General features: G+C 65.9%; 15 protein-coding genes. 7 read left to right on the top strand and 8 right to left on the bottom strand.

Features of this window, described 5'->3' with window-relative positions:
* Nucleotides 1–10: 10 nt before the first annotated feature.
* Complete coding sequence (locus EJ070_RS05530; RefSeq protein ID WP_126090421.1) at nt 11–1,585, bottom strand: NAD(P)/FAD-dependent oxidoreductase; 1,575 nt, start codon at nt 1,583–1,585, stop codon at nt 11–13.
* A gap of 117 nt (nt 1,586–1,702) precedes the next feature.
* Between EJ070_RS05530 and EJ070_RS05525 the strand changes: the two genes are divergently transcribed.
* From EJ070_RS05525 to EJ070_RS05500, 5 genes are all read left to right on the top strand, one after another.
* Nucleotides 1,703–2,494: a cyclase family protein gene (locus EJ070_RS05525; protein WP_126090420.1), complete on the top strand. Its 792-nt coding sequence runs from the start codon at nt 1,703–1,705 to the stop codon at nt 2,492–2,494.
* A 297-nt stretch (nt 2,495–2,791) separates the two neighbouring features.
* Nucleotides 2,792–4,363, top strand: coding sequence for an NAD(P)/FAD-dependent oxidoreductase (locus tag EJ070_RS05515; protein WP_126090419.1), 1,572 nt, complete (start codon nt 2,792–2,794; stop codon nt 4,361–4,363).
* Nucleotides 4,363–4,845 (top strand): MarR family transcriptional regulator, encoded by a 483-nt coding sequence (locus EJ070_RS05510; RefSeq protein ID WP_126090418.1) that lies wholly within the window; start codon nt 4,363–4,365, stop codon nt 4,843–4,845. The genes EJ070_RS05515 and EJ070_RS05510 overlap by 1 nt, the downstream gene beginning before the upstream one ends.
* A 49-nt stretch (nt 4,846–4,894) precedes the next feature.
* A complete protein-coding gene (locus EJ070_RS05505; RefSeq protein ID WP_126090417.1) occupies nt 4,895–7,048 on the top strand; it encodes an indolepyruvate ferredoxin oxidoreductase subunit alpha in 2,154 nt (717 codons plus the stop codon).
* A complete protein-coding gene (locus EJ070_RS05500) occupies nt 7,041–8,627 on the top strand; it encodes an indolepyruvate oxidoreductase subunit beta family protein (protein ID WP_126090416.1) in 1,587 nt (528 codons plus the stop codon). Before EJ070_RS05505 ends, EJ070_RS05500 begins: the two co-directional genes overlap by 8 nt.
* 19 nt (nt 8,628–8,646) lie before the next feature.
* Here EJ070_RS05500 and EJ070_RS05495 read toward each other — a convergent pair whose 3' ends face one another.
* Nucleotides 8,647–9,093, bottom strand: a complete 447-nt coding sequence (locus tag EJ070_RS05495) for a pyridoxamine 5'-phosphate oxidase family protein (RefSeq protein WP_126090415.1) — start codon at nt 9,091–9,093, stop codon at nt 8,647–8,649.
* 16 nt (nt 9,094–9,109) lie between these two features.
* Entirely contained in the window at nt 9,110–9,538 is a 429-nt protein-coding gene (locus tag EJ070_RS05490) for a CBS domain-containing protein (RefSeq protein WP_126090414.1), read from the bottom strand.
* Between the two features lie 78 nt (nt 9,539–9,616).
* Here EJ070_RS05490 and EJ070_RS36175 point away from each other — a divergent pair, with 78 nt between their 5' ends.
* Both EJ070_RS36175 and EJ070_RS05485 read left to right on the top strand, forming a co-directional pair.
* A complete protein-coding gene (locus tag EJ070_RS36175; protein WP_189350389.1) occupies nt 9,617–9,910 on the top strand; it encodes a hypothetical protein in 294 nt (97 codons plus the stop codon).
* A gap of 75 nt (nt 9,911–9,985) precedes the next feature.
* On the top strand, nt 9,986–10,249 hold the full coding sequence (locus tag EJ070_RS05485; RefSeq protein WP_126090413.1) for a hypothetical protein: 264 nt from the start codon (nt 9,986–9,988) through the stop codon (nt 10,247–10,249).
* A gap of 348 nt (nt 10,250–10,597) precedes the next feature.
* Here EJ070_RS05485 and EJ070_RS05480 read toward each other — a convergent pair whose 3' ends face one another.
* The 5 genes from EJ070_RS05480 to EJ070_RS05460 all read right to left on the bottom strand — a co-directional run bounded on the left by EJ070_RS05480 (nt 10,598) and on the right by EJ070_RS05460 (nt 14,717).
* Nucleotides 10,598–11,836 (bottom strand): DUF1501 domain-containing protein, encoded by a 1,239-nt coding sequence (locus EJ070_RS05480; protein ID WP_126090412.1) that lies wholly within the window; start codon nt 11,834–11,836, stop codon nt 10,598–10,600.
* A 29-nt stretch (nt 11,837–11,865) separates the two neighbouring features.
* Nucleotides 11,866–13,320 (bottom strand): DUF1800 family protein, encoded by a 1,455-nt coding sequence (locus tag EJ070_RS05475; RefSeq protein ID WP_245464922.1) that lies wholly within the window; start codon nt 13,318–13,320, stop codon nt 11,866–11,868.
* A gap of 108 nt (nt 13,321–13,428) precedes the next feature.
* Nucleotides 13,429–13,713: a hypothetical protein gene (locus tag EJ070_RS05470; protein ID WP_126090410.1), complete on the bottom strand. Its 285-nt coding sequence runs from the start codon at nt 13,711–13,713 to the stop codon at nt 13,429–13,431.
* Between the two features lie 111 nt (nt 13,714–13,824).
* The gene (locus EJ070_RS05465) at nt 13,825–14,271 is read right to left on the bottom strand and encodes a periplasmic heavy metal sensor (protein ID WP_126090409.1); all 447 of its coding nucleotides are present in this window, start codon (nt 14,269–14,271) and stop codon (nt 13,825–13,827) included.
* Complete coding sequence (locus EJ070_RS05460) at nt 14,268–14,717, bottom strand: hypothetical protein (RefSeq protein WP_126090408.1); 450 nt, start codon at nt 14,715–14,717, stop codon at nt 14,268–14,270. The genes EJ070_RS05465 and EJ070_RS05460 overlap by 4 nt, the downstream gene beginning before the upstream one ends.
* Nucleotides 14,718–14,783: the final 66 nt, after the last annotated feature.

Here is a 14,783-nt window from a genome sequence, read left to right as displayed (position 1 = left end):
TCCCTGGCTGCTAGTTTCCTCCGAGCTGTTGCGCGAGCATGAAGCCCGATCCCGCACCGGTGCCGGCGCCGGGCCATGTAGCGGCTCCGGTGAGATGCAGATTGGCGATGGGCGTGTTCCAGCGCGCGAATGAGCGCGCCGGGCGGAAGAGAAAATTCTGCGCCAGATGGTGGCTGCCGCAAATCTGGTCGCCGCCGACGAGGTTCGGGTTCTCGCGCTCGAGGTCGAGCGGCGAGAAGATCGCGCGGCCAAGAATCTTGCTGCGCAAACCCGGCGCGTAGCTCTCGATGATGTCGAGCACGCGCTCGGCATAGGCCTCCTTGACCGCATCCCAAGAACCGGGCGCGATCTTGCCGGCCGCGTCGCCAAGGATCTCCGCCGGCAGCATGCGCACCTGCACCCAGAGTACATGCTTGCCTTCCGGTGCACGTGAGGGGTCGACGGCCGTCGGCTGGCCGACGACGAGCACAGGCTGGTCGGGCAACATGCCGGCGATCGCCTGCTGATAGGTGCGCGACATGGCGTCGAGCGAAGGCGCCAGATGCACATAGGCGAACCGGCGAAGCTCGGCTCCGGCGCTCCAGTCCGGCAGGTCGTCCAGCGCCAGATGGATCATCATCGTGCCCGGCGCATGGCGGAATTGCTTCATCGTCGCATCGAAACTTGCGTCGCCGGAGCCATTGGGCAGGAGCTTGCCGGGAAGCGCTTTCGGCGCGACGCCGGCGATGATGGCCTTGCCCGCGACATGGAAATCGCCGGAGGCGAGCCGCACGCCGGTCGCCCGGCCGCCGGCGACGGTGATCTCCGCCACTTCCGCCCCCGCCACGATCTTGCCTCCGGCCGCTTTGACCATGCCGGCAAGCGCGCGGATGATGGTGTCGGCGCCGCCCTTGCCCAGCACCATGCCGAAGCTCTGGTTGGCCATCGATTCCAGGTAGGGGAATACGGCGCCGCCTGCGATGTCGGGCGCGAAATCGAGATGCATGCCCCAGGCGGCGAGCGTCGTCCTGACATGCGGCGTCTCGAAATTTTCCTCCAGCCACGCGCGCGGCGAGGAGAGCAGCAGCCGGCCGGTGTCGAGCGCGCCGGCAAGACCTTTCTTGCGCCAGAGATTCCAGGCCGTGCCGGCCAGCGCCCGCGCGCTCATCGGCGATCCCAACAGACGGAACAGATGTTCGGCCTCGCCCGGAAAGACGCCGACCAGCCGACGCCATGCGGCGGTGTCGGCGGCGGAGAAGGCGGTCAGCCGCGATGCGGTCTTTTCGAGATCGTTGCTGACGCCGAACCATTTGCCGTCCGGGAAGGCGCTGGCGAAACAGTCGGCCACGGGTGCGAATTCCAGCCCGTGGCTTTTCAATTCATTTGCATATTTCCGGTGGAAGGCAGAGCCGGCGAACAGGCTCAGATTCATCGCGCCGAAATCGTGCCGGAAGCCGGGAAGCGTATATTCAGCGGTCCGGACGGCACCGCCGATCGTCTGGCTGCGTTCGAAAACCGCTGTTTTCCAGCCTTTGAGCGCCAGATGCGCGGCGCATGCCAGACTGTTGTGGCCCGCCCCGACAAAGATGGCGTCGAACTCGCTCACGCCCCGCCCCAAAAAGCTTTATGCTTAAAGATAATTGCAGATGCATATGTTTTCGTCTAGTAGGATATTAAGGGCCGCAACGAGCCTTGATCCTTACAAACAAGAGGGAACAGAGACATGGATACGCAAAAACTCCTCGGCGAGGTCGCCGGCCAGCTGCTCTCGGGCGCCATCAAGGTGGTCGACCTGTCGGCGCCTCTCGGGCCGGACACACCGCTGATCAAGCTGCCGCCGGAACTCGCCGTCGACACGCCGAAGGTCGAGATCCATTCCATCTCCAAATATGACAAGAACGGTCCGTGGTGGGCCTGGAACTGGCTCAAGCTCGGCGAGCATTCGGGCACGCATTTCGACGCGCCGCAGCACTGGATCACCGGCAAGGACTATCCGGACGGCGCCACCGACACCATTCCGGCACAGAATTTCGTCGGCCCGGTCAATGTTATCGACTGCTCGAAGGAAGCCGCCGCCGATCACGATTTCCTGCTCACCGTCGATCACATCAAGGCCTGGGAAGCCAAGCATGGCGCCATCAACCCCGGCGAATGGGTGGTGATGCGAACCGACTGGTACAAGCGCAACGGCTCTGAGGCCGAGTTCCTCAACGCCAATGAGACCGGCCCGCATACGCCCGGACCGACGGCGGAAGCCATCCAGTTCCTGATCAGCAAAGATATCAAGGGCTGGGGCTCAGAGACGATCGGCACCGATGCCGGCAAGGCCGGCGGCATGGAGCCGCCATTCCCGGCGCATACGCTGATGCACAAGGCCAACCGCTACGGCCTCGCCAGCCTCTGCAATCTCGACCAGTTGCCGCCGAAGGGCGCGATCCTGATCGCCGCTCCACTCAAGATCGAGCACGGCACCGGCAGCCCGATCCGCGCCCTGGCGCTGGTGCCGGGCAAATAGGCGAGGTGGCAGTCTTCGGGAGAAGATCATGCTCGTGGGCAACGAAGTGATGATCGGCGATGGGTGGCAGCCTGGCAAGGCTGGCGCTCACCCCCCTCTGTCCTGCCGGACATCTCCCCCGAGATTGGCAGTTTTGGCGTCTCGCACTGTCCTGCGACCTTGGAGATTGGCGAAAGCCGCGATGACAGCCAATCTCCCCCCAAGAGGGGGAGATGCCCGGCAGGGCAGAGGGGGGCGCGAAGGAACGCCATCCTGGGTAACTGGATCTCACTTCCCGCAGACGGGGAACTACCGCCGATGACCGCCGCCGATCACATCATCGTCGGCAGTGGCATCAACGCCCTGGTCTGTGCGGCCATGCTTGGCGCCAAGAGCGCCAAGGTGCTCGTGCTCGAGCGCAACGACCGCATCGGCGGCTGCATGCGCACCGAGGAGATCACGGCGCCGGGCTTCGTCCATGATGTGATGGCGACGACCTTCGTGCTGTTCATCACCTCGCCGGCCTTTGCGGCACTTGGCAAGGACCTCGCGCGGCATGGGCTGGAGTTCTGCCACACCGCAACGCCCACCGGCGTGCTTCGGCCGGACGGCAGCCATGCCGTGCTCACCACCGATCGCGCCGCCAACATCGCGGCGCTGAACCGGATCGCTTCCGGCGACGGTGACCGTCACGGTGGCGATGTCGGCGGGATCGAGCGCAATGCCGGCCTGCTGTTCGGCCTGCTCGGCGGTGCGCTCTGGTCCTATCCGACGACGAAGCTCTTGGCCGGCGAGGCCTGGCGGCGCGGCCCGCGCGGCCTCGCCGCTTTCATGGGCGAGGCGCTGGTGCCGGCGCGTGGCTGGCTGGAGACCGCCTACATGTCGGACACCGTCCGCGCGCTCTGGGCGCCCTGGGTGCTGCATGCCGGGCTCGGGCCGGAAGACGCCTTCTCCGGCCAGATCGCCAAGGTCATCGCCTTCGCGCTGGAGGCTGCCGGCGCGCCGATCGTCAAAGGCGGCGCCAAGAACCTGCTTGCCGCCTTCGAGGCGCTGATCAAGGAGCGTGGCGGCGACATCCGCGTCAACGCCGATGTCGCCTCGATCGCTCGGAAGGATGGCCGCGCCATCGGCGTGCAGCTCGCCTCCGGCGAGACATTGACGGCATTGGAGAGCGTCATCTGTTCGGTCACGCCGACGCAGCTTTACGGCCGCCTGCTCGGCAAGGATGCGCCGGAGGCCGCCGCCAAGGCAGTGAACGACTATCGCTATGGCAAAGGCAACTTCCAGATCCACTATGCCCTGAACAAGCCGCCGGCCTGGCGGGGCGAGGGTCTCGACAAGGTGGCGCTGCTGCATCTGACGCCGGGGCTCGACGGTGTCTCGAAGGCCTGCAACGAGGCGGTGCGCGGCCTGCTGCCGGAGGTGCCGACCATCTGCGTCGGCCAGCCGCACGCGCTAGACGCATCGCGCTGTCCGGAGGGCAAGGCGATCCTGTGGCTGCAACTGCCCGAAGCGCCGCGCGTTATCAAAGGCGATGCGGCGGGCCAGTTGGAGACACCGGCTGACGGACAATGGAGCGACGCATTGCGCGAAGCCTTTGCCGATCGGGTCGAGGCGATCCTCGCCCACCACATCGACGACTTCAGGGAGACGGTCATTGCGCGCCGCGCCTATTCGCCGGCCGATCTCGAAGCGATGAACATCAACCTTGTCGGCGGCGACCCCTATGGCGGTTCGTCGACAATCGACCAGTCCTTCCTGTGGCGGCCGTTCAAGGCAAGTCGCAACCACGAGACCGGCATCAAGGGTCTCTACCATATCGGCGCCTCAACCCATCCGGGCGCGGGGCTTGGCGGCGGCTCCGGCTTCCTGCTGGCGGGGAGGCTGTGATGGACGGGAAGCTTCCCGAAACGCGCCAGCGCATCTCAACCCTCGGCCAGATCGGCCTGCAGCAGTTCGCGCCCTATCTGATGAACCGCATCATGGGCCGCTACAACGCCACGCTGCGCGAGGATTTCCGCAAGCAGGGCCTGACCATTCCGCAGGTGCGCACGCTGGCTGTGCTCTCAGTCACCGACGGCGTCACCGTCAACGATCTGTCTGTCTATACGGTGATCGAGCAATCGACCTTGAGCCGCACGCTCGACACGCTGGAAGGCCAGGGCCTCGTCCGGCGCGAGCAGGGCGTCACCGACAGCCGCTTCCGCCATGTGTTCCTGACCGATGATGGGCGCGCTTTGTTCACCCGCGCATGGCCGGCCATGCACGACGCTTTCGAGGCGATGTTCGACGGTGTCGACGATGCCGAATATGCCGCGCTGATCGCGATTCTCCAGAAGATGCTGAAGAATATCCGCAAGCACGACATTTGAGTTTGACGTACGCGCCGCCAGCTAACGGCGGCAACGGAAGGAGGCAGAGATGGCCGAACGGTCTTTTGCCAAGGAAGTCGAGAGGCTGAGGTTAGGGGCCGGCGAGGAATTCGCGGGCGAAGGCATCCTCGCCATCACCAAGGCGCTGCTGCAATGCGGTGTCGGCTATGTCGGCGGTTACCAGGGCGCGCCGATCAGCCATCTGATGGACGTGCTCGCCGACGCGCAGGACATTCTGGGCGAGCTCGGCGTGCATTTCGAGGCGAGCGCCTCGGAGGCGACCGCCACCGCCATGCTTGCCGCTTCCGTGCATTACCCGATCCGGGGCGCGGCCACATTCAAGTCGACGGTCGGCACGAACGTCGCCTCCGACGCGCTGGCAAACCTCGCCTCGGGCGGCGTCACCGGTGGCGCGCTGATCATCGTCGGCGAGGACTATGGCGAGGGCTCCTCCATCATGCAGGAGCGCAGCCATGCCTTTGCCATGAAGAGCCAGGTCTGGCTGCTCGATCCGCGCCCGAACCTGCCCTGCATCGTCAAGGCGGTCGAGGACGGCTTCGAGCTGTCGGAGGCGTCGAACACGCCGGTCATGCTGCAGGTGCGCATCCGCTGCTGCCATGTCCATGGCCATTTCATCGCCAAGGACAACAAGCGCCCGCCAATGTCGGTCGCCGATGCGCTTGCAGCGCCGCGCCGCGACACCGGCCGCATCGTGCTGCCGCCCGCTTCCTTCCTGCACGAGAAGGAGAAGGTCGCCAAGCGCTGGCCGGCGGCCGTGAACTTCATCCGCGAGCGCAAGATCAACGAGATATTCGGTTCGGACCACGGCTCCGTCGGCATCGTCATGCAGGGCGGCATGTATAATTCCGTCGTCCGCGCGCTGCAGCGGCTCGGCCTCGCCGACACTTATGGCGACACCGACGTGCCGCTCTATGTGCTCAACGCCGTCTATCCGCTGGTCGATGACGAGTTCCTCGCCTTCTGCGAAGGCAAGCAGGCGGTGCTGGTCGTGGAGGAAGGCCAGCCCAACTATATCGAGCAGGCCTTTGCCGCCATGCTGCACAAGGCCGGGCGCGGCACGAAGCTGGTCGGCAAGGAGCATCTGCCGATGGCCGGCGAATATACCGGCCAGGTGATGCTCGACGGCATTGGCTCCTTCCTCCGCGCCTATGCGCCGCATCTGCTGCCCGGCGAGGTTCGCGCGCCGAACAAGCTGGGCGAGGGTGTCGATACCGCCGATCTCGTCAATGTCGTTCCTGGCCGCCCGCCAGGCTTCTGCGTCGGTTGCCCCGAGCGGCCGATCTTCGCCGCGACCAAGCTGGTCGAGCAGGAACTCGGCAAGCACCACATAGCTTCCGACATCGGCTGCCACCTGTTCTCGATCATGCCGCCCTTCGAGCTCGGCGCCACCACCATGGGCTACGGGCTTGGGCCGGCCTCGGCATCGGCCTTCAACTCGCCGGAGGCCAAGCGCCGTTCGATCTCCTTCGTCGGCGACGGCGGCTTCTGGCACAACGGCCTCACGTCCTCGATCGGCAACGCCGTCTTCAACAAGAATGACGGTGTCATCGTCATCGTCGACAATTTCTATTCGGCCGCTACCGGCGGCCAGGACATCCTGTCCTCGCGCGCCTCGAACCGGACGAAATCGACCAAGCATCCGATCACCGAGGCGGTGAAGGGCATGGGCGTCAAATGGCTGCGCCACATCGACCGCACCTATGATGTCGGCAAGATGCAAGCCGCGTTGCGCGAGGCGCTGACCACAGAGGAGAAGGGGCCGAAGGTCATCGTCGCCTCGTCGGAATGCATGCTCAACCGCCAGCGCCGCGAGAAGCCGCTGGTCGACAAAGCGATCAAGGCGGGCGAGCGCATCGTCAAGCCGAAATTCGGCGTCGACGAGGACATCTGCACCGGCGACCACGCCTGCATGCGGCTGTCCGGCTGCCCGTCGCTGTCGGTGAAGTCGCTCGACGATCCGCTGCGCGACGATCCGGTCGCCAGCATCGACCAGAACTGCGTCGGCTGCGGCAATTGCGGCGAGGTGGCGGATGCCGCCGTGCTCTGCCCGTCCTTCTATCGCGCCGACGTCGTCCACAATCCCGGCCGCTGGGACCGTTTCCTGGAAAGCGCGCGCCGCGCTGCGATCGGCCTTTTGCAGCGCCGCCGCGAGAGCCGCCGTTTGATGTTCGCCGATGCTTGAACAGGCCTCACCCTTGCGCCCGAAGGTGGGCGCTACTGATGACGAGCGGGTGATAAAACTCGCCGTGCTCGCGGTCGGCGGCCAGGGCGGCGGCGTGCTCGCCGACTGGATCACCGATGTCGCCGAGCGCAGCGGCTACATCGCCCAGTCGACGTCTGTGGCGGGCGTCGCCCAGCGCACGGGGGCGACGATCTATTACATCGAAATGGCCCGCGACACCGGCCGGCTGCCGGTCTTCGCGCTGTCGCCCTCCCAGGGCGACGTCGACATTTTGATCGCCGCCGAGCTGATGGAAGCCGGCCGCGCCATCATCCGCGGCTTCGTCACGCCCGAGCGCACGACGCTGATCGCCTCCTCGCACCGCATCGCCGCCGTCTCGGAAAAGATCGAGCCGGGCGACGGCCGCGCCTCATCGGAGAAGGTGCACGCGACGGCCGAGGCCGCCTCAAAACGCTTCATCGCCTTCGACATGGAAAAGATCGCCGTCGAGAACGGCACGATGATCTCGGCCAGCCTGCTCGGCGCGCTGGCCGGTTCCGACGCGCTGCCGTTCGCGCGCGAAAGCTACGAGCAGGCGATCGGCGCCGGCGGCCGCGGCGTCAAGGCAAGCCTCGCCGCCTTTGGCGCTGCTTACGATCGCGCGCGCGGCATCGCTGCGGCGCCGACCGGGGGTACGGCTGCGGCGAAACCCGCTGCTCCCGAGACTCGCCCAGTCGCGAAGGTCAGCGGCCCGGAAACCCTGCTGATTGGCTGGCAGGAGCTTGCTGCCCGCGTCGCGGCATTGCCAGAGCCGGTGCGCGACATGGCCGAACGCGGCCTGAAGAAGGTCGTCGACTTCCAGGACATCGCCTACGGCGGCGAATATCTCGACCGGCTGGACAAGGCGGTTCCGCTGGACAATGCGGAACGCGGCTACGCGCTGTCGATTGCCGCCGCCAAGCATCTCGCCAACGCCATGTGCTATGACGACATGATCCGCGTCGCCGACCTCAAGACGCGCTCGACCCGTGACAGGCGCGTGCGCAAGGAGATCGGCGTCAAGGAAGGCTCGGTCCTCCAGGTCACCGAATATTTCCATCCGCGCATCGAGGAGTTCTGCGGCACGCTGCCGGTGGGGCTCGGCAGCTACATCGAGAACCGGCCGAAGCTCGCTGCCTTCCTCGACCGCCGCATCAATCGCGGCCGCCATATCCGCACCGACAGTTTTGCCGGCTTCGCCACGCTCTGGTTCATCGGCGGCCTGCGCCGCTGGCGCCGCCGTCTGCTGCGCCACAAGGTCGAGATGGAGCATCTGGAGCGCTGGTACGAACTGGCGCTCGCCCATGCGCGCGAAAATTATGCGCTCGGCACAGAGATCCTGAACTGCCGCCGGTTGATCAAGGGCTACAGCGACACCCACGCCCGCGCCCAGTCGAAATTCGACCGTGTGCTCTCGGCGCTTCCCATGCTCAAGGGCAGAGAAGACGCCGCCGACTGGCTCCGCCGCCTGCGCGAGGCGGCGCTGAAGGACGAGAAGGGCGACATGCTCGACGGCGCGCTGAAGACCGTAGCGACGCTTGACGACAGCCCGGCTTTATAAGCATTCGAAAGTCGACAGCCTATTCACTTGCTTCCCGTCCCGAGACTTGCTCGACATGGATCCGGTAAAAAACGTGCGGCAAGTTATCTGACACGGGAGGCATGACAGGCTTGAGCGCACCGGGCTCCCACCAGTCCGCGTGCTTGCTCAGCACCGACCATGCATGCTCGCGCTGAGCCTTGTGGCCGACCAGGTCCGGCAGTTCCTCATAGCGGCCGTCGACAATCACGCTTCTCCATCCGCGCCCGTGGGTGTGTTCGTCGACCTGGGCGCACACCAGGGGATTGGCCCGCATCCAGTCGATTTTCTTACCCGGCAAAGAGAACGAATAGAGGTGATTGTCGGCGTAGGCATAGTTGAAGCACACGAGGTAAGGTTGTCCATCCTTCGCACATGCCAGATGGCCGGCACGATTGGCCGCCAGCAGTTTCGTGCATTCCAGAGTCGAGAGCGTGCGGATCATCATCGGCCCGATCTCCTATTCAGCCTTGTACATAGCGCACAAGTTGATCGATGTTGAACTCACGGTCCGCGATTATGCTTTTCATGAGGTCGCCAATAGATATCAGTCCTACGAGACGCCCATCACGCAAAACCGGGAGGTGCCTGATTCGTTTCTCGGTCATCAGGGCCATGCAAGCTTCGGTGCTCTGCCCCGGCTCCACATAGGCGACGTCCCGTTCCATAACGTCACGAATCCGTGTCTTCGGTGATGACCTGCCCTTCAGAAATACTTTCCTGGCATAATGTCGTTCAGTGAATATGCCGACGAGATTGTCGTCCTCTTTGACCAATACCGCCCCCACGTTTCTCCTTTCCATCATCTGGAGCGCATGCAAAACCGTGTCATCGGGGCGAACGAAGTAGATATCGTGGCCCTTGGCGTCGAGGATTTGCTGGACCGTGGTCATAACAACCTCCGTCGATCAGTTCCCGTCATCAAGCACCTACTAATAAATCTAGTGCGGGACACGTCATGGCTCATTGACGTGAATCAATTCGCCATGCGGCAAAGGCTTGCCGTGCCAATGGCAAACCGCCAGGATGCGCAGCCGTCGAAGGCAAGTGCCGCGATGCGCGGCTCGACATTCATGCCCGCGCCCAGTCGAAATTTCGACCGCGATCTGTCGGCGCTCGCCGTGCTCAAGGGCGCGACGATGCCGCCGACTGATCCGCCGCCTGCGCAAGCAGGCGCTGAAGGACGAGAAGGGCGACATGCTCGACAACGCGCTGAAGACTGTGGCGTCACCCAACGAAAGCGTCCGTCGATAACGAAGATGTGATCCGCCCCGCTCCGACGGGATTCGGCCGTGCCTTCCGTTTCACGGCGGTAGGGATGAATCACGGAGACGAACCTTATGCTGACCAGATATTTTTTGCCCATCGCATTGGCCGCCGACACCTTGCTGTCCGTCGCCGGCGCGCAGGCCGTGCCGATGGCAAAACCCAGTGCCGCGCCGCTGCCGGTCGAAACCGTCAGCTGGCGCTGCGGCCCCGGCTGGCACGTGAACCGCTGGGGCAGATGTGTGCCGAACCGCCGCGTGGTCGTTCGCCCTGTGCGGCATTGGCATCCGGGTTTCTGGTACCACCACCGCTGGCACCCCGGCTATTGGAGCTGGTGATCGCTTTCAGGGGACAGACGCCCCCGCCGGAAACGGCCCGGGCGTTTTTGTTGAGCTTCTCACACGAGGGTCACTTCGTGGGCTTCGCGCAAACGTTCGTGATTGGCCGAAGCCCCTCAGCTTCGTCATCCACGGGCGGAGCGGGAGCGAAGCGGACGCGGAGACCCAAGGATCCATTCCGTGACTTTAGCCGAGGGATGCTGCGGGGCAGAATTCTGCACCGCGGCGACGCCTCAACGTCACGGAATGGATTCTAGGGTCCGCGCGCGTCGCTTCGCTCCTTGCTCCGTCCATACATGACGAATGACAGCAGATGCCGCACCTGTCACCGATGGGCAAACTCAGAACTCACACCACCAGGTTCGGCATCGGCCTCACCGCCGCCGAATCCGGAAACACCTTGTCGCCGAGCACCGCAGCCGACAGCCCGAACTGGTCGGCTAAGAGGCCCTTCAGCACCGCGCGGACATCGCTTGTCGGCGCGAGGTCGCGCTGTTCGTAAAGCTGAGCCGGCTTCAGGCCGGGCCAGTCGGCGATGACACGGCCGCCCTTGATCGCGCCGCCGGCGAGCAGCACCACCGTGCCGGTGCCGTGATCCGTGCCGACCGTGCCGTTGATGCGGGCGGTGCGTCCGAATTCGGTGATCGCCACGATCGCGGTATCCTTCCAGCTCGAGCCAAGCCCCGTCTCGAATTCCTCGAAGGCGCCGTCGAGGCCGCCGAGCAGATTGGCGAGCCGGCCGGTGGCGCCGCCCTCGTTGACATGCGTGTCCCAGCCGTCGAAGGCAAGTGCCGCGATGCGCGGCCCGTCGTCGGCAGCCATCAGCTTCGCCGCACCCTGCGCGGACTGCCGCATGCCGGCGGCGTTGTCGAGGACGCCTCTCGGTTTCATCGCCTTGCCGCCGATCTGGTCGCACATCGCCATCCGGTCGGCGTCGAGGCCCTTCTGCAGCGCCGCCGCCAGCACCGGGTCGCGATGATTGTAGAGGTCGAGCACACGCTCTGCCAGCGCGTCGCCGGGCGCCGGCAAGGCCTGCGGCGCCCAGCCGAGCACGGGTGCGGCGCCGCGGATCACCAGCGGCGTCGACGGCCCGATTGCGAGCCCGCCGGCTTTCGCCACGCGGTCGCCTGACGGCAGGCTGGCAAGCGCCCGGTTGAGCCAGCCTGTCGTGGCATTGCCCGGCCCCGGCAGGCCGCTTTCCAGCACGTCCTGGCCGTCGAAATGCGAGCGTTCGCGGTAGCCGGTCGCGGCCGCGTGCACGACCGCTGCCTGGCCCGCCTTGAACAGCCGCGCGAACACCGGCATCGCCGGATTGACGGTGAAGAAGCCGTCGAGCGGCAGCGCCGGGTTGGGGCCTGAGAGCGAGAGCGCGATATCGCCATGCAGGCCGGCATAGTCGGGGTCGCCGACCGGGCCGACCGTCGACAGCCCATCGAGTGCGCCGCGCAGCACGATGACGATCAGGCGCGGGTCGCGATTGTCGGCGGCGCGCGCGAAGCGCGGCAGATAGGCCCAGGCAAACAGCGCGCCGCCAGTCATCAGCACGGCGCGGCGGGAGAGATTGGGAGTTTCACAAAGAAGGCTCATGGCGGCATCTCCGCTCATCGAGGTTGGAACTATCTGCGTTGGAATTCCGGAGCCATCAGCAACAACGCCAGACCCTGCTGTCTGGATTCGGCGCGCGCGATCGCCTCTCGCGTCTCGGCCGATGCCGAAGCACCGATCAGGGTGGAGAGCATGTCGCTGGGATTGCCGATATCGTCGGCCTGCTTCGCGGCCTGCCAGGCGATGTCGAGCCGCGTCTTCAGGCCTTCGGCTGAAGCCCAGTTGTCGGTCCGGTCGGGAAAGCCGTTCGGGCCGGGCGGCTGCCAGAGCGGCTCGCCCAATGCTCTTAGCCAGCGAAGCGTCCGTTGCGGTTCGTTGCCGGCGGGCGGACCGATCGCCCGCCGGACCGCAACGACATAGTCGAACGGCGCACGCAGCTTGGTCAGCGGCATCGACCAGGCCTCGGTCATGTCGATCAGCGCCAGCGCCAGCGCGTGCAGGTCGCCATCCGTCTTGGTGAAGACTTCGGCGAGATGCGCGACCGACCGAGGAGGTGGCTCGTCGGCGATGAAATGGCATGCGAGCTTGCCGGCGATATGTCGCGCGGTCGCCGGATGGCGCGCGATATCGTTGAGCGCGGCTTCCGCCTGGCCCATGCCGCCGTCCGGATAAGTCTTGCCGAGCAGCACCGCCTTGCCGGGCTGATGCGCGTTGGCGTTGAAGACGAAGCTGCCGGGTTCGCCCAGACGCCCCTCGCGGCCGGCCATCGTCCAGCCGGTCAGCATGCCGGCAAAGCTGGTGACGTCGGCTTGGGCATAGCCGCTGCCGACGCCCATCGTGTGCAGTTCCAGGATCTCGCGGGCAAGGTTTTCGTTGAGGCCGCGGCCGCGCCTCTTGCCGGCGCGCGAATCCGGCCCGATCGACTGCTGGTTGTCGAGATAGAACAGCATCGCCGGATGGTGCTCGACCGCGAGCAGCATGTCGGCGAAGCGGCCGAGCACGAAGGGGCGGATGGCCTCGCGCTCGAAGGCGCCGGCGCAGCCCCGCACGATCTGGCCCTTGGCGGCCGAGACGCAGAAATGGTTCGACCAGAAACCGACCAGCCGTTCGACGAAGCCGGGGCCGGCGTTGATCGCCTTGTCGAAACGGGCCTGCGCCTCGTCGCGATAGATATCGGCCTCGACCGGCGGCACGACCGGCTTGTTTTTTGCGTCGGCTGAGCTGTCCGGAGCGTCTGTTGCGGGCTGCATGGCGGGCGCCGCCTTCTCTCCCCGCGCCGCCTTGCGTTCGGCGGCGGCGGCCATGCTGGCCTGGATCGCGGCGGTGCCGTCCAACAACCCGGCATTCTTTGAATCGTCGGCCGAGACAAGCGCGATATCCGGCTGCTTGAGTTCCGTCTTGAGGCAGCCGCGTGCGTCGGCCGCGACCTTGCCGAGCTCGTCGCCGGGCCTCGCGCCGAGCCCGAAGCGGTTGAGCGCGACAAGCGCCGGGTCGGGCGGAGCGGCATTTGAAACGGGTAGGGCCAATGCAGCCTCCGTCGCAGGGCCGACGCAGATCGCGTCGGCCGACCAGTTCTGAAAGATCACAAGCTCACGATCCGGCGTCGGCGCCGGCATCGTGAGCTGGGCCGGGCTTCACCAGCGGCGCCAGTGATGCCAGCGGTGGTACGGGTGCCAGACCGGGCCGATATAGACCCTCGGTCCGCCCCAATAGTAGTAGCCCGGATAGATGACGCGGCGATTGGGCACGCAGCGTCCCCACGGGTTGGGACGCCAGCCCGGACCGCAGCCCCAGGCCACATGCTCGACCAGCGCCGGCGCAGCAACCGGCGCGATCGGCATTGCGGAAGCCGCACTTGCCGCGACCGTCCCGCCGACGGCAAGGGCTGCAGCGAGCGAATATTTCGTCAGACCGTTCATGGGATACTCCCCAAGTTTCTCAAGGTTGAAACCAACCTGTCCCGCATTCGCGCGGCAGCAGGCGTGTCCCTCTTCCCTTGAACGGAGGGTAGCGGCGGTTTCCGTCGCTCCTCAGGGCGTATTTTTTGCAGGCGGCGACCGCTGCCTGCCGACTTGGCGCAGCAAGGCGTCGGCCAGGAGCTTGCGGTCCTGCGGCGAGCTCGATGCGGCGAATTCGACGATGCGCTGTTCGAGCCGGCTGCGGATGGTGGCGTCGGCAGTGCGCGCCCGCTCGAGGGCGGCGGCCAGAGCGTTCGCGTCGAGTGTCGGCTGTTGCAGAAGGTCGGCCGCTTCGCGCCGTGCCTGCTGCCCGTCGAGGATGACCGCGCGGGACTCGCGACGCACCTCGCGCAGCGCCTGGCGGAACGCCTTGCGATCGGCGGCGGGCAGCCTGCCGCCTGCAGATTCCAGCCAATAGCCCGGATTGGACTTGCCGATCAGCCAGCCGGCGCCGCCGGCGAGCGCGCCGATCAGAAAGACGTTCAGCACCAGCGATGCCGCGAAAAGACGAGTGCTCATAGGTTCTCCGTGTCGGCGTCGGGACCGGCATCGCCGAACGACGTTGCGTTGGCGTCCATCACATAATGGTCGGACGGCGCATCGGGGGTAACGACGGTGACCAGCGCCAACCCGGCAACCGCGCCTGCAAGCCCGACGCCGGCGAGCCCGAAGCCCAGCCACCAGAGTCGGCGGTGCCGTCCCTGCCTGATCTCGGACGTGGCGTTGGCGACAATCTTGCCATGCAGCGAACGGCTGGGGGCTTCGACATGATGCCGGTCGAGGATGGCGTCGAGCCTGCCGGCGCTCGCCAAGATGGCGCGGCCCTCTTCGCTTTCGGCAAAAAGCGTTGCGGCGGCCTGCTCGGTCCGCGGCCAGCGATGCAAGGCGCTGCCATAGGCGTCCGCCAGCGCGGCGAAGCGCTTGGCATCCAGCTGCACGTCGGTGGTCTTCCGGTTCTCAGCCATCTCGTTCCCCCTTCCACGGCTCTAGCGTGGCCCCCCACGCCTTCATCCAAAAATTCGGCAATGCCT

The sequence above is a fragment of the Mesorhizobium sp. M1E.F.Ca.ET.045.02.1.1 genome (genome assembly GCF_003952485.1).
In the GTDB taxonomy this organism is placed as follows: Bacteria; Pseudomonadota; Alphaproteobacteria; order Rhizobiales; family Rhizobiaceae; genus Mesorhizobium.
This window is presented reverse-complemented; position numbering and strand designations above follow the sequence as displayed.